General features: G+C 67.0%; 16 protein-coding genes. 11 read left to right on the top strand and 5 right to left on the bottom strand.

The window, feature by feature from the left end; all coding sequences use genetic code 11:
• Window positions 1-96 precede the first annotated feature (96 nt).
• The gene (locus AC5RWG_RS01990; protein ID WP_494166318.1) at window positions 97-1,788 is read left to right on the top strand and encodes an LCP family protein; all 1,692 of its coding nucleotides are present in this window, start codon (window positions 97-99) and stop codon (window positions 1,786-1,788) included.
• A gap of 6 nt (window positions 1,789-1,794) precedes the next feature.
• Here the strand turns inward: AC5RWG_RS01990 and AC5RWG_RS01985 are convergent, their stop codons facing one another.
• Window positions 1,795-3,735: a M13 family metallopeptidase gene (locus AC5RWG_RS01985; RefSeq protein ID WP_494166317.1), complete on the bottom strand. Its 1,941-nt coding sequence runs from the start codon at window positions 3,733-3,735 to the stop codon at window positions 1,795-1,797.
• Between the two features lie 211 nt (window positions 3,736-3,946).
• Here AC5RWG_RS01985 and leuA point away from each other — a divergent pair, with 211 nt between their 5' ends.
• The 3 genes from leuA (at window position 3,947) to AC5RWG_RS01970 (ending at window position 7,316) form a co-directional block, all read left to right on the top strand.
• Window positions 3,947-5,698, top strand: coding sequence for a 2-isopropylmalate synthase (gene leuA, locus AC5RWG_RS01980; RefSeq protein WP_494166316.1), 1,752 nt, complete (start codon window positions 3,947-3,949; stop codon window positions 5,696-5,698).
• 68 nt (window positions 5,699-5,766) lie between these two features.
• A complete protein-coding gene (gene recO, locus AC5RWG_RS01975; protein ID WP_494023061.1) occupies window positions 5,767-6,519 on the top strand; it encodes a DNA repair protein RecO in 753 nt (250 codons plus the stop codon).
• On the top strand, window positions 6,516-7,316 hold the full coding sequence (locus AC5RWG_RS01970) for an isoprenyl transferase (protein WP_494025930.1): 801 nt from the start codon (window positions 6,516-6,518) through the stop codon (window positions 7,314-7,316). The genes recO and AC5RWG_RS01970 overlap by 4 nt, the downstream gene beginning before the upstream one ends.
• A gap of 24 nt (window positions 7,317-7,340) precedes the next feature.
• Here the strand turns inward: AC5RWG_RS01970 and AC5RWG_RS01965 are convergent, their stop codons facing one another.
• Window positions 7,341-8,357 carry an alpha/beta hydrolase gene (locus AC5RWG_RS01965; RefSeq protein ID WP_494014014.1) on the bottom strand — a complete coding sequence of 339 codons (1,017 nt, stop codon included), beginning with the start codon at window positions 8,355-8,357 and terminating at the stop codon, window positions 7,341-7,343.
• 92 nt (window positions 8,358-8,449) lie between these two features.
• Between AC5RWG_RS01965 and AC5RWG_RS01960 the strand changes: the two genes are divergently transcribed.
• Window positions 8,450-9,517 carry a quinone-dependent dihydroorotate dehydrogenase gene (locus tag AC5RWG_RS01960; RefSeq protein WP_494025929.1) on the top strand — a complete coding sequence of 356 codons (1,068 nt, stop codon included), beginning with the start codon at window positions 8,450-8,452 and terminating at the stop codon, window positions 9,515-9,517.
• A gap of 163 nt (window positions 9,518-9,680) precedes the next feature.
• Here AC5RWG_RS01960 and AC5RWG_RS01955 read toward each other — a convergent pair whose 3' ends face one another.
• Complete coding sequence (locus AC5RWG_RS01955; protein ID WP_493999757.1) at window positions 9,681-10,265, bottom strand: DUF3043 domain-containing protein; 585 nt, start codon at window positions 10,263-10,265, stop codon at window positions 9,681-9,683.
• Window positions 10,266-10,375: 110 nt separating this feature from the next.
• Here AC5RWG_RS01955 and AC5RWG_RS01950 point away from each other — a divergent pair, with 110 nt between their 5' ends.
• The 6 genes from AC5RWG_RS01950 to AC5RWG_RS01925 all read left to right on the top strand — a co-directional run bounded on the left by AC5RWG_RS01950 (window position 10,376) and on the right by AC5RWG_RS01925 (window position 16,377).
• A complete protein-coding gene (locus tag AC5RWG_RS01950; protein ID WP_494025928.1) occupies window positions 10,376-11,755 on the top strand; it encodes a M20/M25/M40 family metallo-hydrolase in 1,380 nt (459 codons plus the stop codon).
• A 138-nt stretch (window positions 11,756-11,893) separates the two neighbouring features.
• Entirely contained in the window at window positions 11,894-12,280 is a 387-nt protein-coding gene (locus AC5RWG_RS01945) for a HesB/IscA family protein (protein ID WP_493978415.1), read from the top strand.
• A gap of 173 nt (window positions 12,281-12,453) precedes the next feature.
• A complete protein-coding gene (gene ctaC / locus AC5RWG_RS01940; protein WP_494025927.1) occupies window positions 12,454-13,299 on the top strand; it encodes an aa3-type cytochrome oxidase subunit II in 846 nt (281 codons plus the stop codon).
• A 17-nt stretch (window positions 13,300-13,316) separates the two neighbouring features.
• The gene (gene ctaD / locus AC5RWG_RS01935) at window positions 13,317-15,044 is read left to right on the top strand and encodes an aa3-type cytochrome oxidase subunit I (RefSeq protein ID WP_493999754.1); all 1,728 of its coding nucleotides are present in this window, start codon (window positions 13,317-13,319) and stop codon (window positions 15,042-15,044) included.
• Window positions 15,045-15,046: 2 nt separating this feature from the next.
• Window positions 15,047-15,448, top strand: a complete 402-nt coding sequence (locus AC5RWG_RS01930) for a cytochrome c oxidase subunit 4 (protein WP_493999753.1) — start codon at window positions 15,047-15,049, stop codon at window positions 15,446-15,448.
• A gap of 143 nt (window positions 15,449-15,591) precedes the next feature.
• The gene (locus AC5RWG_RS01925) at window positions 15,592-16,377 is read left to right on the top strand and encodes a GntR family transcriptional regulator (RefSeq protein WP_493999752.1); all 786 of its coding nucleotides are present in this window, start codon (window positions 15,592-15,594) and stop codon (window positions 16,375-16,377) included.
• Between the two features lie 240 nt (window positions 16,378-16,617).
• On the opposite strand, the gene qcrB is transcribed toward AC5RWG_RS01925, so the two are convergent.
• Together qcrB and qcrA are read right to left on the bottom strand one after the other, a co-directional pair.
• Window positions 16,618-18,264: a cytochrome bc1 complex cytochrome b subunit gene (gene qcrB / locus AC5RWG_RS01920; RefSeq protein WP_493999751.1), complete on the bottom strand. Its 1,647-nt coding sequence runs from the start codon at window positions 18,262-18,264 to the stop codon at window positions 16,618-16,620.
• A 2-nt stretch (window positions 18,265-18,266) separates the two neighbouring features.
• On the bottom strand, window positions 18,267-19,295 hold the full coding sequence (gene qcrA, locus AC5RWG_RS01915) for a cytochrome bc1 complex Rieske iron-sulfur subunit (RefSeq protein ID WP_494166315.1): 1,029 nt from the start codon (window positions 19,293-19,295) through the stop codon (window positions 18,267-18,269).
• Window positions 19,296-19,339: the final 44 nt, after the last annotated feature.

Here is a 19,339-nt window from a genome sequence, read left to right as displayed (position 1 = left end):
ACTTTCCCCGGCCGCAACCCGTAGAATACTTAGCGGCCAGTGATGGGCTGGCCGCGTCTTTTTTATCTGGCTTACAACCGTGCAGAGGGGTATCCCGTGGATCATCGCGGCAGTTCCGGTGATGACCCGCAGACCCCGACGGGACAGCCGCCCGCGGGGCAGGATCCCGCCCCGCGGTCACCGGCCGGCGGCGCGCCGCGGCGCGCGCAGGCGCGGGCCGCCAATCCGAGGCACATGGGCCGCCGCGGGCCCAAACTGCTGTGGCTGAAGGTCGTGGCGGGCGCGCTGGCGCTGGCCCTGGCGGCCGGTGTGGGCGTCGTGGTGTTCAAAATCGTGGGCCTGCGCGACAGCATCAGCACCTCGCCGCTGAACCTGGGCACCGGCGCCCAAGGGTTGCCGGTGGACCTGAGCCGTGATCCCGTGCAGATCCTCATCCTGGGTACCGACACACGCGCCGGCAGCGACGGCCGGTACGGCTCGGACGGCTCGTCGGCCGGCTTCGGTAAATCGGACGTGATGATGCTGATGAACCTGTCCGCGGACCGGGAGAGGGTCACCGTGGTCAGCCTGCCGCGCGACCTGCTCACCACCATCCCCACCTGCACCGATCCGGAGACCGGCGAGGTGTACCCGGAGCAGCAGGATGCCCAGCTCAATGCCGCCCTGACCTATGGCGGCCCCGGCTGCACCGTGGCGGCCGTCAACGAAATGACAGGCCTGGAGATCGACCACTTCATGATGGCCGACTTCAACGCCGTCAAGGAGCTCTCCACGGTGATCGGCGGCGTGGAAGTCTGCGTCAACGAGCCCATCAATGACACCTACTCCAAGCTGCGGCTCCCCGCCGGAGTCAGCACCGTGCAGGGCGAGCAGGCGCTGGCGTTCCTGCGCACCCGGCACTCCTTCGGCGACGGCGGAGACCGCGGCCGGATCCGTGCGCAGCAGAGCTTCCTGGCGTCCATGGCCCGCAAGATCCAGTCCGAAGGCACGCTGACCAACGTGCCCCGCCTCTACTCCATCGCCGAGGCCGTGGTCAACAACCTCACGGTGGACGAAGGACTGGCCGAGGTTTCCCGGCTGCTGGCCCTGGCCGACCGGGTCAAGAGCGTTGACCTGGGGAAGGTCGCGTTCGTCGCGCTGCCCACTAAGAGCGCCCCCATGGACGAGAACCGCCTGGTCCTGGACGAGGAACCGGGACAGGCCCTGTTCCGGATCCTGCGCCAGGACGGCGACGTCACCGCACCGGAGGTCAACACCGCCGGGTCGCCCGACCCGACGACCACGGGGGAGGCCGGCGGAGAACCCGCGGCCGGCGCCTCGGGCGGCGGCACTCCGTCCCCGACGGCAACCGACGACGGCGGGCCGACGGCCGGGGCGACGACCGCGCCGGGCGGGGACCAGACGGCCGGCGTGCCGTCCTTCGACCCGGCCGTGCAGCCCGTCGAGGTAATCAACGCCTCCGGCGCGGCCGGCCGCGACGAGGAACTGGCCGAACAGCTGCAGGCGCTGGGGTACCTGCTGGCGGCCCCGGGCGACGGCGGATCCGAACGCACCACCACGCAGCTGTTCTACTCGGCCGGATTCGAACACGTGGCCCTCTCCCTCGCGGAAGAACTGAACGTCCCCCGGGCCAACGTCCTCGCCTCCGGCGACCACTACGGCGTCGCGCTTTCGGTCGGTCGGGACTTCGCCAGCGGTACGCAACTGGCCGAGACCGGCGGCGTGGCCGGCGGCTTCAAGGGCCAGACCGCCGACCAGGTCACCTGCCAGCAGCCCGGCGCCTTCTAGCAGCCGCTACCAGATCCTGACCCGCTCGGCCGGGTCGAGCCACAGCCCGTCGCCCGGAGCGGTGCCGAACGCTTCGTGGAACGCGTCCAGGTTGCGCACCACCTGGTTGCAGCGGAACTCGTTCGGGGCATGCGGGTCGATCGCCAGCCGGCGCGCCGCCTCCTCCGAACGGATCTTCTGCCGCCAGCACTCGGCCCAGGAGTAGAAGAACCGCTGGCTGCCGCTCAGCCCGTCAATCACCGGGGCTTCCCGGCCCGCCAGGCTCAGCCGGTACGCGCGGTACGCGATGGCCAGCCCGCCGAGGTCGCCGATGTTCTCGCCCAGGGTGAGTTCGCCATTGACCGTGTTGCCGGGAGCCTCCGCCGGACTGAGCGCCGCGTATTGGGCCACCAGCTGGCCGGTGAGCCGCTCGAAGGCGGCCCGGTCTTCGTCGGACCACCAGTTCCGCAGCGCGCCGGTGCCGTCGTACTGCGATCCCTTGTCGTCGAAGCCGTGGCCGATCTCGTGGCCGATGACCGCACCGATGGCGCCGTAGTTCGCCGCGGCGTCGGCGTCGGCGTCGAAGAAGGGCGGCTGCAGGATCGCCGCGGGGAAGACGATCTCGTTCATCGTCGGCATGTAGTAGGCGTTGACGGTCTGCGGCGTCATGTGCCACTCGGCCTCGTCGATGGGCTTACCCAGCTTCGCCAGGTTGCGCCGGACCTCGAACTCGTTGGAGGCGAGGACGTTGGACCAGACATCGTTCCCGGGCACGAAGGCGGAGTAGTCGATCCACTTCTCCGGGTAGCCGATCTTGGTGCGGAAGGCCGCCAGCTTCTCCAGCGCTTTCCCGATCGTTGCGCTGCTGAGCCACGGCAGGGCGGAGATGCTCTCCCGGTAGGCGGCCAGCAGGTTGGCGACCAGTTCTTCCATCCGTTCCTTATGCGCCGGCGGGAAATGCCGCGCCACGTATTCCTGCCCGATGGCCTCCCCGAGGGCGCCTTCCACCAGGGACACGCCGCGCTTCCACCGCTCCTTGAGTTCCGGGGTGCCGCTGAGGGTGCGGCCGTAGAAGCCGAAGTGCGTCTGGACCGCTTCGTCGTGAAGATAAGGCGCCGCCGTCGTCAGCACGTGGAGCCGCAGCCAGGCCTGCCAGGCCTCCAGCGGCTCGCTGTCCAACAGGGCGTCGAGCGTGCCGAGGAACCCGGGCTGGCAGACCACCAGCTCGGCCGCGCCGCCCGCTTCGGGGCCCAGTGCCGCCAGCCAGTCAGGCATCCAGTCCGCCATGGCGGCCACCTGCCCGGCGGTGCGCAGGTTGTAGGTCTGCTGCGGGTCGCGGCAGGAGACCTTGTCCAGGTGGCCGGCCGCCAGCTTGTGCTCCAGATCCAGTGCCGCGTCCGCCTGCACCGGGTCGAAGCCGGCCAGTTGCAGCATCTTCCGGGCGTAGTCCCGGTAGGCCTCGCGGATGGGGCCGAAGTCGTCCTCGCGGTAGTACGCCTCGTCCGGCAGGCCCAGTCCCGCCTGGTACAGGTAGATCAGGTAGCGGGTGGGGTCGCCGGCGTCGTTGTTGACGAAGAACGCGAGCGGATACGCGGCGCCGCTGCGGCTGAAGGCCCCGATGGCCTCGCGCAGCCCGTCCCGGTCGGAAATCTTCGCGATCGCGGCGAACTGCTCCGCCAGCGGCGAGAAGCCCTTGGCCTCGGCCGTGTCGGTGTCCATGAAACCGGCGTAGAGGACGCCGATCTTACCCGCCGGGCTGGTGGGATCCGGGTGCGCGGCGGCGTCTTCGATGATGGCCCGCACGGATTCTTCGGATGCGTCGCGCAGGGCCGTGAAGGAGCCTTCCAGCGCCCGGTCGTCGGGTATGGCGGTCTCCGCCAGCCACTTCCCGTTCACGTGCCGGAAGAGGTCGTCCTGCGGGCGGACGGCCGGGTCGACGTTGGACAACACGATGCCGGAGCGGCTCATGTGCGCCTCATTTCTTCGTTGCTTTCATCTATTCCCTCACATCCTACGCACCGTGCTAGTGTGAAATTGTGCGCGCAGGAATGCTCCTTCTTAGCTGCCGCGGCGAGGCCACGCGAACTACTGTTTGACAGGCCGAACCCTCGCTGCGGAGTTTGTGTTGCCCGGCCAAAATTTTTCGATTAGCTCACATGAGAAAAGGCCACACACCAAAATGCGAAACGCACAAAAGTCCTCCGGAATGCCCATCCATAAGTACATTCCCTTCCAGGACCAGATCGCCGTAGAACTGCCCGACCGCACCTGGCCGGACAAGGTGATGACGAAGGCCCCGCGCTGGTGCGCCGTGGACCTGCGCGACGGGAACCAGGCGCTGATCGATCCGATGAGCCCCGAACGCAAGCACAAGATGTTCGACCTGCTGGTGAAAATGGGCTACAAGGAGATCGAAGTCGGTTTCCCGTCCGCATCGCAGACCGACTTCGACTTTGTCCGGCAGCTGATCGAAGGCGACCGGATCCCCGATGATGTGACCATCCAGGTCCTCACGCAGTCCCGCGAGCACCTGATCGAGCGCACCTACGAGTCCATCGCCGGCGCCGGCCGCGCCATCGTGCACCTGTACAACTCCACCTCCGTGCTGCAGCGGCGGGTGGTGTTCCGGGAAGACCAGGACGGCATCGTGGACATCGCCTTGCAGGGCGCCCGGCTGTGCCGGAAGTATGAAGAGGGCCTGAAGGGCACCGAGATCACCTACGAATACTCGCCCGAGTCCTACACCGGCACGGAACTGGAATTCGCGGCCCGCATTTGCAACGCCGTCACCGACGTCTTCGAGATCTCCGCCGACCGGAACGTCATCCTGAACCTGCCGGCCACGGTGGAGATGGCCACCCCGAATGTCTACGCCGATTCCATCGAGTGGATGTCGCGGAACCTGAACAACCGCGAGAACGTGATCCTCTCCCTGCACCCGCACAACGACCGCGGCACCGGGGTGGCGGCGGCGGAACTGGGCTACCTGGCCGGCGCCGACCGGATCGAGGGCTGCCTGTTCGGCAACGGCGAGCGGACCGGCAACGTGGACCTGGTGACGCTGGGGCTGAACCTGTTCAGCCAGGGCATCGACCCGATGATCGATTTCTCCAACATCGACGAAGTGCGCCGCACCGTCGAATACTGCAACCAGCTGCCGGTGCCCGAACGCTTCCCGTACGGCGGCGACCTGGTGTTCACCGCATTCTCCGGCTCCCACCAGGACGCCATCAAGAAGGGCTTCGAGGCCATGGAGGCCGACGCGGACGCCCAGGGCAAGACGGTGGACGAACTCGTCTGGGCGGTGCCCTACCTGCCGGTCGATCCGAAGGACCTGGGCCGCAGCTATGAAGCCGTGATCCGGGTGAACTCGCAGTCCGGCAAGGGCGGCGTGGCCTACCTGCTCAAGCACGAGCACAACCTGGACCTGCCGCGCCGCGCCCAGATCGAGTTCTCGGGCGTCATCCAGCGGCGCACGGACACCGTGGGCGGCGAGGTCAGCCCCGCGCAGCTGTGGGAGACCTTCACCGACGAGTACCTGCCGACCCCGGACAACCGGTGGGGCCACTACACCCTGGGATCCGTCAAGACCGACAGCGCCGATGACGGTTCCTTCCAGCTGACCGCCACCATGGGCGTGGACGGCGTCCAGAGCCGCCGCACGGCCGAAGGCAACGGCCCGATCGCCGCGCTGCTGGAAATTTTCCGGCAGGACGGCGTGGATGTGCGGGTACTGGACTACACCGAGCACGCGCTCTCCGAGGGCGGCAACGCCCGGGCCGCCGCCTACGTGGAGTGTGCCGTGGGCGACCGGGTGCTGTGGGGCATCGGCATTGACACGAACACCACCATGGCCTCCCTGAAAGCCGTGGTGTCCGCGGTGAACCGCGCCATCCGCGACGAAGGCGCCAAGGCCGCCGGCTCGCTCTAGGGAACCGTCCAGCGGGCTTCCCTGCCGTGCCGCGGCGGGGGAGCCCGCTTTAGTGGGAGAATGGGACGGTGTCCAACAGATCCTTCGCCTCCCGCACGTACCGGGACCAGGGCGTCATCCTGCGGACCCACAAACTCGGCGAGGCCGACCGGATCATCACGCTGCTCACCAGGCAGCACGGCCAGATCCGGGCGGTTGCCAAAGGCGTGCGCCGCACCAGCAGCAAGTTCGGCGCGGTGCTGGAACCCTTCATGGTCGCGGACCTGCAGCTGGTCTCCGGCCGGAGCCTGGACATCGTCACGCAGGCCCAGATGGTCGGGCCGTACGGGCGGGACATCGCCGCCGACTACACCAAGTACACCTCCGCCGCCGCCATCTGCGAGACGGCGGAAAAACTCACCGACGTCGACGGCGAATCGGCAGGAGCGCAGTACGGGCTGGTCATCGGCGCGCTCTCGGCGCTCAGCCGCAGCGTGCACGCGCCCGAGCTGATCCTGGATTCCTACCTGCTGCGGGCGCTTGCGACGGCGGGCTGGGCCCCGAGCTTCGACCAGTGTGCCCGGTGCGGCGCCCAGGGGCCGCATACCGCCTTTGCCGCTCCGCTGGGCGGCGCGGTATGCCACGACTGCCGTCCGCCCGGGTCGGCCTCGCCCGCACCGGAAACGATGCAGCTGCTCGCCGCCCTGCTCTCCGGAGACTGGCCGGCAGCGGACGCCTCCGCCGCCGGCCCGCGCCGTGAGGCCGCCGGCCTAGTGGCCAGTTACCTGCAGTGGCACCTTGAACGAACCCTGAAATCCCTCAAGCATGTGGAGCGAGTGTGACCCCGATTTCCCGGCAACCGCAGCAGCCATGGCCGCATCCCTCCGGCGCCAAACCGCCCGCCCTGCCTCCGGCGCTGGTCCCGGAACACGTGGCCATCGTGATGGACGGCAACGGCCGCTGGGCGAACCAGCGCGGGCTGCCGCGGACCGAGGGGCACCGCGCCGGGGAAGCGGCCCTGCTGGACGTGATGGCCGGCGCAATCGAAATCGGGGTCAAACACGTCAGCGTGTATGCCTTTTCCACCGAGAACTGGAAGCGGTCCCCGGAAGAGGTCCGCTTCCTGATGGGCTTTAGCCGGGATGTGCTGCGCCGCCAGCGCGACCAGCTCGACGATTGGGGGGTGCGGATCCGCTGGTCCGGCCGCCGGCCCCGGTTGTGGAAGTCGGTGGTCAACGAACTGGAGGTCGCCGAGCGACAGACGGCCGGCAACTCCACCTGCACCCTGACCATGTGCGTGAACTACGGCGGGAGGGCGGAAATTGCGGATGCCGCCGCCGCCATCGCCGCCGACGTCGCGGCCGGACGGCTGCGGGCGTCGTCGGTCTCGGAAAAGACCGTGCAGCGCTACCTCGACGAGCCGGACCTGCCGGACGTCGACCTGTTCCTGCGCACGTCGGGGGAGCAGCGTTTCTCCAACTTCATGCTGTGGCAGTCCGCGTATGCGGAGATGGTGTTCATGGATACCCTCTGGCCCGATGTGGACCGCCGCACCCTTTGGGAAGCCATCGACATTTACGCCCGCCGCGACCGGCGGTACGGGGGAGCGGTGGACGCCGCCGCGGCCGGCGGGGCCTAGCCGGTTGCAACCGCGGCGGCCGTACTACCGCTGCTGGGTGTCCGTAAGGTCCTCGGTCCGGTCGTCCTGCAACACGTAGGCCTGCGCCCAGCGCTGCAGCCGGGCATAGGCGTCCCGCCGCACGTCGGTGCGGGAGAGGAACACGTCGTGCAGGGCGTCATGCACCTGCTCGATGGAGACGCTGTATCCCAGCCGGACCGCCCGCTCGGTCATGGTGCGGATGTCCAGCACCACGTCGGTGCTCCTCATGTCCTCGTGCCAGACCGAGCCGTTCATGCTGCGCGTCGAAGACATCACCAGCACCGGGATCTCGAGCTTCAGCCCCTTCGCGACCTTCGACTGTCCCTCCCAGATGGCGCTGAGCCAACCGGCGCGCACGGGGAAGGACTCTGGCGGCCGCAGCCTGGGGTCCAGATCCCATTCGCCCTCGGCGGTGCGGCTGATGCTGCGGTAGTAGAAGCCCCGGACCGGCAGTTTGATCTCGGTTTCCGGCTTGAGCCGGGACAAGGGTTCCAGCACCGCGCCGGCGGCTCGCCGGACCAGGGAGCTGCCGTGCATTTCCAGCCAGGGACTGTTCAGGACCAGGGCGCGCAGCTCGCCCGGGTGTTCCGCCGCCCACAGGGCCGCCACCAGCCCTCCGGTGGAGTGTCCCATCAGCGTGATCTTCGTCTCCGACTGGCCGCGTTCCTCACGGATCAGATCGAGCGCCAGCGAAATCTCGTCCTCGTACTGGCGCAGGTCCGTCACGAAGCCCGCCGGATCCCCCTCCCGCAGGCTGCGTCCGTGATGGTGCAGGTCCAGCGCAAAGAACGCCACGCCTTGGCGGTGCCAGAACTCCGCCAGTTCCGTGTTGAAGAAATAGTCGCTCCAACCGTGCACATACAGGACGGCGTGCCCGCCGGGGGAGCGCTGCGGGGAGTGCGGCAGGTAGCGGATCAGCGTCGCCCGCTGCTCCCGCCCGCCGGGGGCCGGCACTTGCAGGACCGTGGACTCGAACTCCGGGCCGAGGATGTCTTCTTGCCAGTCGGCTGCCGTCGCCACGTGGTCCTTCCTCTCTGTCCGGTTGCTGCCCCCATGTTATCGCCGGGTGGACACGGTTTGGTGCGGCGGCCTCCGCACGGAAAACTAGGACCATGCGCCTCTACCCCGCCTTCTTCCGCGCCGCGTTCTCCTGGATGGACGCCGAGCGTGCCCACCGAATCGGTTTCCAGCTCATCCGTGCCGCGCACCGGTGCGGGGCCGGGGCAGTGCTGCGCCGCGTCACGCGCCCGGATCCGTCCCTGGCCACCGAGGCGCTGGGCCTGACCTTCCCCTCGCCGTTCGGCCTGGCCGCGGGCTTCGACAAGGAAGGTTTCGGCATCGAGGCGCTGGCCGACCTGGGTTTCGGCGCGGTGGAGGTCGGCACCATCACCGGGAGCGCGCAGCCGGGCAACGCGCAGCCCCGGCTGTTCCGGCTGGTCGAGGACCGCGCCGTGATCAACCGGATGGGCTTCAATAACGACGGCGCGGCCGCCGTCGCGCCGCGGATCGCCGCCGCCCGGCGCGGGCTGGCTTCCCGATACGGCACGCTCCGGCCCGTCATCGGCGTGAACATCGGCAAGACGAAGGTGGTGGAACTGGCCGATGCCACCGAGGACTATCTGAAGAGCACCCGGCTGTTGGCCCGGTCCGCCGACTACCTCGTGGTCAATGTTTCGTCGCCGAACACGCCCGGATTGCGGCTGCTGCAGAACGTGGAGACGCTGCGGCCGCTGCTGCGGGCAGTGGGGGAGACCGCCGATTCCGCGGCCGGCCGCCATGTCCCGTTGCTGGTGAAGATCGCCCCGGACCTCAGCGACGAGGACATCGACGACGTCGCCCGGCTCGCGCTGGAACTGAACCTGGACGGCATCATCGCGACCAACACGACGGTTTCCCGCGAGGGCCTTGTCTCGGACGACACCAAGATCGCGGCCTGCGGGGAAGGCGGCCTCTCCGGGGCCCCGTTGAAGCAGCGCTCCCTCGACGTGCTGCGCCGGCTGCGCGCCGCCGTCGGGGACGACCTGGCGCTAATCTCCGTGGGCGGTGTCGAGACGGCCGGCGACGTGCAGCAGCGGCTGGACGCCGGTGCGACCCTGGTGCAGGGCTATACGGCGTTCCTGTACGAGGGACCCTTCTGGGCAAGCCGCATCAACCGCGGCCTGGCCAAGCGCCGGCGCTGAACCGACCCGCGCCATCCGGCGCCCCGGCATGCCCTCCGAAGGGCGACCGGGCCTCGGATGGGATGCAAAAGGACCGAAAACCGCGATGCTCCCGGCCGATGGCATGCGAAAGGGCCGGGAGCCGCGATGCTCCCGACCCTTCGACCGGCCCCTCCCCGCTGGATCAGGCGGGGTATTCGCCGCGCTTGACCTGCGGCTTCGGCAGGCGCATCCGGCGCAGCTGCAGCCCGCGCATCACGCCGTACCAGACTGCCCCGCGCTCCACGTCGCCAAACTTGGCGGCCAGGCGCTTCTTGAGCTGGCGGCCGAGGATGAAGGCATCGATGGCGACCAGCGCCAGCAGCACCCAGAAGCCAAACAGGATGAACGCCTGGACGTTGAGGTCGCGGATAAAGCTGAGGACCACGAAGATGAGGGCGAAGACGATCAGGAATTCGCCCAGCACCCAGCGGGCGTCCACGAAGTCGCGGACGAAGCGCTTCTGCGGCCCCTTGTCGCGCAACGGCAGAAAGCGCTCGTCGCCGGTGTTCATGGCCTCGCGCATCTTCAGCCGCTGATCCGCCATGGCGGCCCGGTTGGCCTCCTTGGCGGCCTTGCGGTCGTTCGGGACCAGGGGGCGCTTGCGCGCAGCTTCCTGGTCCTTGCGCCGGGGCGTGGGCGCGCCCTTGCCGTATCGAGGCTGCTGGGCGTCGTTGGCCTGGTCGATGGTTTCCTGGGGCGTGGGAGCCTCTTTTTTACGTCCGAACACCAGTCAAGAATACCGGACCGCGTACGGCCGTTGTCCCGCTTGGGACCCGCGCCGCCGGGGGAGTCACGGGGCCATCGTCGCGACGGAGCCCGGGCGATAGGGTGTCGACTATGACCAATGTGAACGTAGACGAACTTGCGGCCGCAGTCGACGCCGGCATGGGGCTCACCATCTCCTCGTTGGAACAGCTGGTTTCGATCCCGGGGATCGCCTGGCCGGCCTTCGACCCGGAGGACCTGGCGCGCAGCGCGGATGCCGTAGCCGGCATGGTCCGGGAGCTGGGCCTGGAGGACGTGCAGATCCTCAGCGTCGCGAACGGCGAGGCCGCCGGCGGCCCCGCCGTCGTGGCCCGCCGCCCGGCCGCGGCCGGCAAGCCGACCGTCCTGTTGTATGCCCACCACGACGTGCAGCCGCCGGGGGACCCGGCGCTCTGGCGGACGGAACCGTTCAAGGCCACGGAGATCGACGGCCGCCTCTATGGGCGCGGAACGGCCGACGACAAGGCCGGGATCATGGTCCACCTGTCCTCGCTGCGCACGCTGCTGGAGGTCCTCGGAGACGATTTCGGGCTCGGCATTACGTTGTTTATCGAGGGGGAGGAGGAGGCCGGCTCGCCAAGCTTCCGCCCGTTCCTCGAAGCTCACCGCGAACTGCTGCGGGCAGACGCCATCATCGTCGCCGACTCCAGCAACTGGAAGGTCGGCGTCCCGGCACTGACCACGAGCCTGCGTGGCCTGGTGGACGGCACCGTGGAGCTGCGGGTGTTGGAACACGCCGTCCATTCGGGCATGTTCGGCGGGCCGCTGCTGGACGCGCCCACGCTGCTGGCCCGGCTGATTGCCACCTTCCACGACGACGACGGGGCTGTCGCCATCGAGGGCCTCGTGTCCGCTCCCGCCGCCTCGGTGGACTATCCGGAAGAAGACTTCCGCCGCGATTCGTCGGTGCTCGAGTCCGTGCGGCTTGCGGGCACCGGCAGCATTGCCGACCGGCTCTGGAACAAGCCGGCCCTGTCGGTGATCGGCATTGACGCCCCCAGCGTCGAGCTCGCGTCCAACACCTTGATCCCCGCCGCCCGCGCCAAGATCAGCCTGCGGCTGGCACCGGGACAGGATCCGGACCGGGCGATGGAGGCGGTGGCCGCGCACGTTGCCGCCCACGCGCCCTTCGGCGCCGCCGCCACGTTCGTGCCGGGGGAACGCGGCCACGCGTTTGCCACCGACACCTCCGCGCCCGCGGCCCGGGCGGCGCTGTGGGCCCTGGAGCAGGCGTGGGGCACGCTGCCGGTGGAGGCCGGCATGGGCGGGTCCATCCCGTTCATCGCCGACCTCACGGAGGTCTATCCGGAGGCACAGATCCTGATTACCGGCGTCGAGGACCCCGACTCGCGGGCGCACTCGGCCAACGAGTCGCTGCATCTTGGGGACTTCCGCAACGCGGTCCTGGCCCAGGCCCTGCTCCTGGCACGGTTGAACGGCGAGGGACTCTAGGCCTGTTCGGGCCAGGCTGGAGGCGGGGGAGAGTTATCCCATTTCGGCCCACCAGACGTACGATGGATGGGAAGCCCGACGCACCACTGAGTAATAGCAGCAGGTCACCGGACGGCCCGAAATAGATAAGGAAGTGCAATGAGCGCAACGACCAACTCGTCCGCCCCCACCACGGCACCCGAAGCGGCAGAACTGCCCACGCATGAAGTCGCTTTGACCGACGTCGCCGCCGGAAAGGTCCGCAGCCTCCTGGAGCAGGAAGGCCGCACGGATCTGCGCCTGCGCGTTGCCGTACAGCCGGGCGGATGCTCCGGCCTGATCTACCAGCTGTACTTCGACGAGCGGATGCTCGACGGAGACGCTGTCCGTGATTTCGACGGGGTCGAGGTCGTCGTCGACAAGATGAGCGTTCCTTACCTCTCGGGCGCCTCGATCGACTTCGAGGACACGATTTCCAAGCAGGGCTTCACCATCGACAACCCGAACGCCGGTGGCTCCTGCGCCTGTGGAGACTCCTTCCACTAAGGGCCTGCAGGGCGCTCTCCGGCCGCCGGGACGGCCGACGCACGGGGGAGCCTGTCACATGGAAGTCATGTGGGCGGGTAAGCTCTACAGTGAGTAGTAAAACTGGATATGCGGCCAGGCTCAGCTCTGCCATGGCCGCATCACTTGCACGAAACAAAGAGGAAGGGCCGTCTGTGAGTTCGCAGGTTCGAACCGGCAGTCGACGCGCCAGAATCGCCAAGGCTACAGGTCTGGGTGCACTCGGTGCGTTGTTGTTGACGGGATGTTCAGAAGAAGTCCGTTTGGGTTGGTTGCCCACCGAGCGGGACGTTACCAACCACACGCCCGAAATCATTGATTTGTGGGTCAACGGATGGATCGCCGCGCTGGCCGTCGGTGTCGTGACCTGGGGCCTGATCCTCTGGTGCATCATCGCGTACCGCCGCCGCAAGGACGAAACGGGTTACCCGCGCCAGCTGAGCTACAACCTGCCGCTGGAGATCTTCTACACCGCGGTTCCCGTGGTCATGGTCATGGTCTTCTTTTACTTCACGGACAAGACCACGTCCAACATCACCGAGCGGGTGGACAACCCGGACGTCGTCGTCGACGTGCGCGGCAAGCAGTGGGCCTGGGACTTCAACTACGTCAAGCAGGACAAGTACTTTGCCGGCGTGCAGGCCCACCTGACCGGCGAGACCGGCGTCCCGGAGACCCTGCCCACGCTGTACCTGCCGGTCAACCAGAGCGTGGAGCTGCAGATCAACTCCCGCGACGTCATCCACTCGTTCTGGGTTCCCGCCTTCCTGCAGAAGGTGGACATGATCCCGGGCAAGACCAACTTCCTGAACTTCACCCCCACCCGTGAGGGCATCTACGACGGCAAGTGCGCCGAGCTTTGTGGCGAGTACCACTCCGAAATGCTCTTCCGTGTCGCGGTGGTCTCCGAGGCTGAATTCGACGCTCAGATGGCGAAGCTCAAGGACGGCCAGCTCGGCGAAGAGTACGACCGCAACCCCTACGCTGAAGCGTCTGAGTAAAGGAGCGAGGGCCACAAGTGTCAACGTACGAATACACAGCTGACGACCGGGCTACCACGGTAGCTCCGCGCGTCGTGCCGGTGTCCAAGGGGCGCATCGTCGTCAACTGGATCACCTCCACGGACCACAAGACCATCGGGTACATGTACCTGATCGCGTCGTTTATCTTCTTCTGCCTCGGCGGCGTGATGGCCCTGGTCATCCGCGCCGAACTGTTCGAGCCCGGCATGCAGATCCTGCAGACCAAGGAACAGTACAACCAGCTGTTCACCATGCACGGCACGGTGATGCTGCTGATGTTCGCCACGCCGCTGTTTGCCGGCTTCGCCAACGTCATCATGCCGCTGCAGATCGGTGCCCCCGACGTAGCGTTCCCGCGCCTGAACGCGCTGGCTTTCTGGTTCTTCCTGTTCGGCAGCATCATTGCGGTGGCCGGTTTCATCACCCCGCAGGGCGCCGCTTCCTTCGGCTGGTTTGCCTATGCACCGTTGTCCAACACCACCTTCTCACCGGGAGTCGGCGGGGACTTGTGGGTCTTCGGCCTGGCGCTGTCCGGCTTCGGCACCATCCTCGGTTCGGTCAACTTCATCACCACGATCATCACCATGCGCGCCCCGGGCCTGACCATGTGGCGGATGCCGATCTTCACCTGGAACACGCTGGTCACCGCCATCCTCGTCATGATGGCATTCCCGCCCCTGGCCTCGGCGCTGTTCGCCCTCGGCGCCGACCGGCGCTTGGGTGCGCACATCTTCAACCCGGAGAACGGCGGTGCCATCCTCTGGCAGCACCTGTTCTGGTTCTTCGGCCACCCTGAGGTTTACATCATCGCCCTGCCGTTCTTCGGCATCGTTTCCGAGATCTTCCCGGTGTTCAGCCGCAAGCCGATCTTCGGATACAAGGGCCTGGTCTACGCCACGATCGCCATCGCCGCGCTGTCCGTGACGGTGTGGGCCCACCACATGTACGTCACCGGCTCGGTGCTGCTGCCGTTCTTCGCCTTCATGACGATGCTCATCGCGGTGCCGACCGGGGTGAAGTTCTTCAACTGGATCGGCACGATGTGGCGCGGATCGATCACCTTCGAGACGCCCATGCTGTGGAGCCTGGGCTTCCTGGCGACCTTCCTGTTCGGCGGCCTGACCGGCATCATCCTGGCTTCGCCGCCACTGGACTTCCACGTCTCCGACACCTACTTCGTGGTGGCGCACTTCCACTACGTGGTCTTCGGCACCGTCGTGTTCGCAATGTTCGCGGGCTTCTACTTCTGGTGGCCCAAGTGGACCGGCAAGATGCTCAACGAGCGCCTCGGCAAGATCCACTTCTGGATGCTGTTCCTGGGCTTCCACGGCACCTTCCTCATCCAGCACTGGCTCGGCGTCGAGGGCATGCCCCGTCGCTACGCCGACTACATGCCGGAAGACGGGTTCACCGCGATGAACCAGTTCTCCACGGTTGCATCCTTCGTGTTGGGCGCCTCGATGATCCCGTTCTTCTGGAACGTCTACATCACCTGGCGCAACGGCAAGAAGGTCGAGGTCGACGACCCCTGGGGCTTCGGTGGTTCGCTTGAGTGGGCGACCTCCTGCCCGCCGCCGCGGCACAACTTCACCTCGCTGCCCCGCATCCGGTCGGAGCGCCCCGCCCTGGACCTGCACCACCCGGAGCTGGCACCGCGGCACACCCCGACGACTCCGGCACCGGTGGCCCAGATGGCCGGTCCCGCTGACCAGAAGGACGCATAACTGTGAAGATTGAAGCCTGGCTATTCATTGCGCTTGCGCCGTTCTTCGCCCTCGTTGCCACCGTCTACGGCTACATGGGGAACTGGGAAGAGCCCGTCGGCTGGCTGGCGCTGTACCTGACGGCCGGATTGTCCCTGATGATCGGCGGTTACCTCTGGTTTACGGCGCGGCGCATCGGTGCCCGTCCGGAGGACCGGGTCGACGCCGAAATCCATGAGGGTGCCGGCGAGCAGGGCATGTTCAGCCCGTGGAGCTGGTGGCCGATCGTGCTCGGTCTCGGTGCCGCCACTGGGTTCATGGGCCTGGCGGTCGGCTGGTGGATCGTCTACATCGCCGTTGGCCTGACCACGGTGGCCATCATCGGCTGGGTCTACGAATACAGCCGCGGGGACCACGCGCACTGATTCCCGCAGCTACACGACGAAAGGGTCCGGAACCGTCAGGGTTCCGGACCCTTTCGTCGTCCACGCCGGGCGGCCGGGCGCGGCGACGCTGGTCTAGACCGGATAGGATGAAAGGGAATCCAACCGGCTGAGCAGGAGGCCGCATGTCCGTGAACGCCGCAGCGATCGAGGGTGGGCTCGATGGCTCCTCCCGTACCGCCAAGCACGTCCAGCTCAGGGACATTTTGCGCAGGCATGCCCAGGAGCGCTGCGAACCCGGGGCCGCTTTTCCCTCGGAGAGGGAGCTGGCCGAACGCTTCGGCGTGGCGAGGATGACCGTGCGCCAGGCGATCGACTCTCTGGTCGCCGAACAGGTGCTCGAACGGATTGTCGGCCTGGGAACGTTTGTGCGGCAGCCGAAGCTGGACCTGCAGGTCAAGCTCACCTCCTACAGCGAAGAGATGCAACGCCGCGGCATGGTTCCCGATGCCCGCGTCCTCAGCTTCGAGCAGATCGGCGCCACCCCGCTGGTGGCCCGCGAGCTGCAGATCGAGGAGGGGCAGCCAGTGGTGCGCTTCCGCCGCCTGCTGCTGGCGGACGCCGAACCGATGAGCGTGGACGAAAACTTCATTCCAGCTCAGCGCGTGCCGGGGATCCTCGACGAGGGCCCGCCGTCGTCGCTGTACAACGTCTTGAGCGAACGATACGGACTCATCATGGAGTGGGGCGAGGACACGATTGAGGCGACCGCGGCCCAGCCCTCCATCGCGCGGCTCCTGAGCGTGGACATCGGATCGCCGCTGCTGAAGATCCAGCGGCATGCCTACGTCTCCAAAACCATGGTCGACTTCTCGATCTCGTATTACCGCGCGGACCGGTACAAGCTGTGGGTGCCGCTGCAACGGCCCGGGGGACGTGCGCCGCGTTCCTACAACGTCAAGCGCTTCTAACGGCTGTACGGCGCTGCTGAAGGCCGTCTCGGCCGCAAACGGCGCCGCCGGCCGGGCCCAGAGCTACTGCTGCGCCGGGGGAGCGCGTTAGCCGTGCGGCCGCGTGCCGCCCGTGGTCGCCGTGAGAGCCCGTCCCGCCCGGTATACGCAGGGTGCCCCACCGCGGTGAAGCAAAGGGGTGAGACATAGAGAAATGGCCCCGGACCAGGTCCGGGGCCATTTCTCTATGTGGATATTGCCTTAGCGGGCGGTGACTTCCGCCTTCTCGGCGGGTGCCTCGACCTCGGCGTGGTGGCTGTGTGCAGCCTCCAGCTCGGCCGGGGTAACCGGTGCCACACGGTCTTCGAAGAAGAACCGGGACAGGGCACCGCGCAGCTTCTCGGAGCGCTTGATGTGCCCGGCCCTGTTCGGCTGCGCCGGGATTACCTCGGGCGACTCGTAGCTGACCAGCCGGTACTGCTTGTACTCGTTCAGCGGCTCGTGGACCTCGATGAACTCGCCATGCGGCAGGCGGACAATGCGTCCGGTCTCCCGGCCATGGAGGGCGATCTCGCGGTCCTTGCGCTGCAGCGCCAGGCAAATGCGGCGCGTGACGATGAAGCCGAGGATCGGGCCCAGGAAGAACAGGGCGCGCAGCCAGTACGTCACGTCGTTGAGCGACACGTGGAAGTGCGTGGCGATCAAGTCGGAGCTGGCAGCTGCCCACATCACCGAGTAGAAGACGATGCCGGCGACGCCGGTGGCGGTGCGGAACGGGACGTTGCGCGGGCGGTCCAGGATGTGGTGCTCGCGGGTGTCCTTGGTCACCCAGCTTTCGATCCACGGCCAAGCGAACATCACGGTGAACAGCAGGGCCGCCGGGCCGAGGGCCGGGATGAGCACGTTCAGCGAAATGGTCCGGCCGAAGATCACGAACTCGCCCACACCGGGCATCAGACGCAGCGCGCCGTCCACCCAGCCGATGTACCAGTCAGGCTGGGTACCGGCCGAGACGGGGGAGGGGTCGTAGGGGCCGTAGTCCCAAATCGCCAGGATCTGGAAGTTCGCGGCAATGACGGCCAGGATGCCGAAGACAACGAAGAAGAAACCGCCTGCCTTGGCCGCGTAGACCGGGCCGATCGGGAAGCCGACGACGTTGGTCTCGGAACGGCCGGGGCCGGGGTACTGGGTGTGCTTGTGCACGACAACCATGAACAGGTGGACGGCGATCATCAGGAGGATCAAGGCCGGGACCAGCAGGATGTGGAGCACGTACAGGCGGCCCACGATGTCCGTACCCGGGAACTCGCCGCCGAACAGCAACAGCGATATGTAGGTACCAACCAAGGGGATTGCCTTGATCACGCCGTCGATGATGCGCAGGCCGTTACCGGAGAGCAGGTCGTCCGGCAGGGAGTAGCCGGTGAAGCCGGCTGCCAGGGCCAGGATCAACAGGACGCAGCCGACAACCCAGTTCAGCTCACGCGGGCGGCGGAACGCGCCGGTGAAGAACACGCGCAGCATGTGGAACGAGACCGAGGCAACGAACAGCAGCGCAGACCAGTGGTGCAGCTGACGCATGAACAGGCCGCCGCGGACCTCGAACGAGATCTCCAGGGTGGACTGGTAGGCGACGGACATTTCGACGCCCTTGAGCGGCACGTACGGTCCGTCGTAGTGCGTCTCGGCCATCGAAGGATCGAAGAAGAACGTCAGGAACGTTCCGGTGAGCAGCAGGATGACGAAGGAGTACAGCGCCACTTCGCCGAACATGAAGGACCAGTGGTCGGGGAAGATCTTCCGACCGAATTCCTTGACGATCCCCGAACCGCCGACGCGGGTATCGACGAAGTTGGTGATCCGCCCGACCCGCGTCTTGGGTACGTAGGTATCAGTTGAAGCGCTCATGCTTAGCCACGCTCCCAGTAGCTCGGTCCGACAGGTTCATGGAAATCGCTCGTGGCGATCAGGTAGCCCTCGTCGTCGACGCTGATCGGCAGCTGGGGAAGGGCGTGCGCGGCCGGGCCGAACACTACCTTGCATTCCTGGGCGGCATCGAAGGTCGACTGGTGACAAGGGCAGAGCAGGTGGTGCGTGTGCTGTTCGTACAGCGCCACCGGGCAGCCAACGTGGGTACAGATCTTTGAGTACGCAACGATGCCATTGTAGTTCCAGTCTTCGCGGCCTGGGGAGATCTGGAGGACGTCGGGATTCAGGCGCATCAGGAGGACGACGGCCTTGGCCTTCTCCTCGAGCTTGTGCTCGGCCTCGTTGAGCCCCTCGGGGATGACGTGGAACGCGGAACCAATGGTGACATCCGAGGCCTTGATCGGGGTGCCGCTGGGGTCGCGGGTCAACCGGACGCCTGCGTCCCACATGGTATGCCGCAGCACCTCAGGGTTCAGGTCCTTGGACAGGTCGCGGAAGATGCCGATGGCCGGCAGGATCGCCAGCACGCCGGCGCCGATCAGAGTGTTGCGGATCAGCGGGCGGCGGGAGATGCCGGACTCGTCCAGGACCTGGCCGATGATCTGCTCGGCGTCCTTGCGGTCTTCCTCGGTGCGGACCTCGTGGCGCTCTTCGACGATCTCGTGGTCCGGCATGAGGGTCTTGGCCCAGTGGACAATGCCCACGCCAATGCCCAGCATGGCAAAAGCGGTGCCCATGCCGAGGGTGAAGTTCTGCAGTCGCAGCGTTGCGGTGGTGTCATCCAAGCGGATGCCAAAGTACCCGACGAAGAAAAGTACGGTGCCGATGATGGAGATTACGAAGAGTATCGCAACCTGGCGTTCGGCTCGCTTTTCCGCCCGGGGATCTTTGTCGGCACGGCGCGGGCGGTGCGGGGGGAGTCCAGGATCCTGAAACTTCTCCACGTCGCTCTGACCAGCCGTAGCAACGGTGCCCGAGGTGTTCGGACTGCCGTGACTATGGTCGCCCATGATCCCTCTCATCCTTCTCTAAATAGTTCAAAACTCATTAATGA

This window comes from Arthrobacter sp. Y3221160, from assembly GCF_059092585.1.
This window is presented reverse-complemented; position numbering and strand designations above follow the sequence as displayed.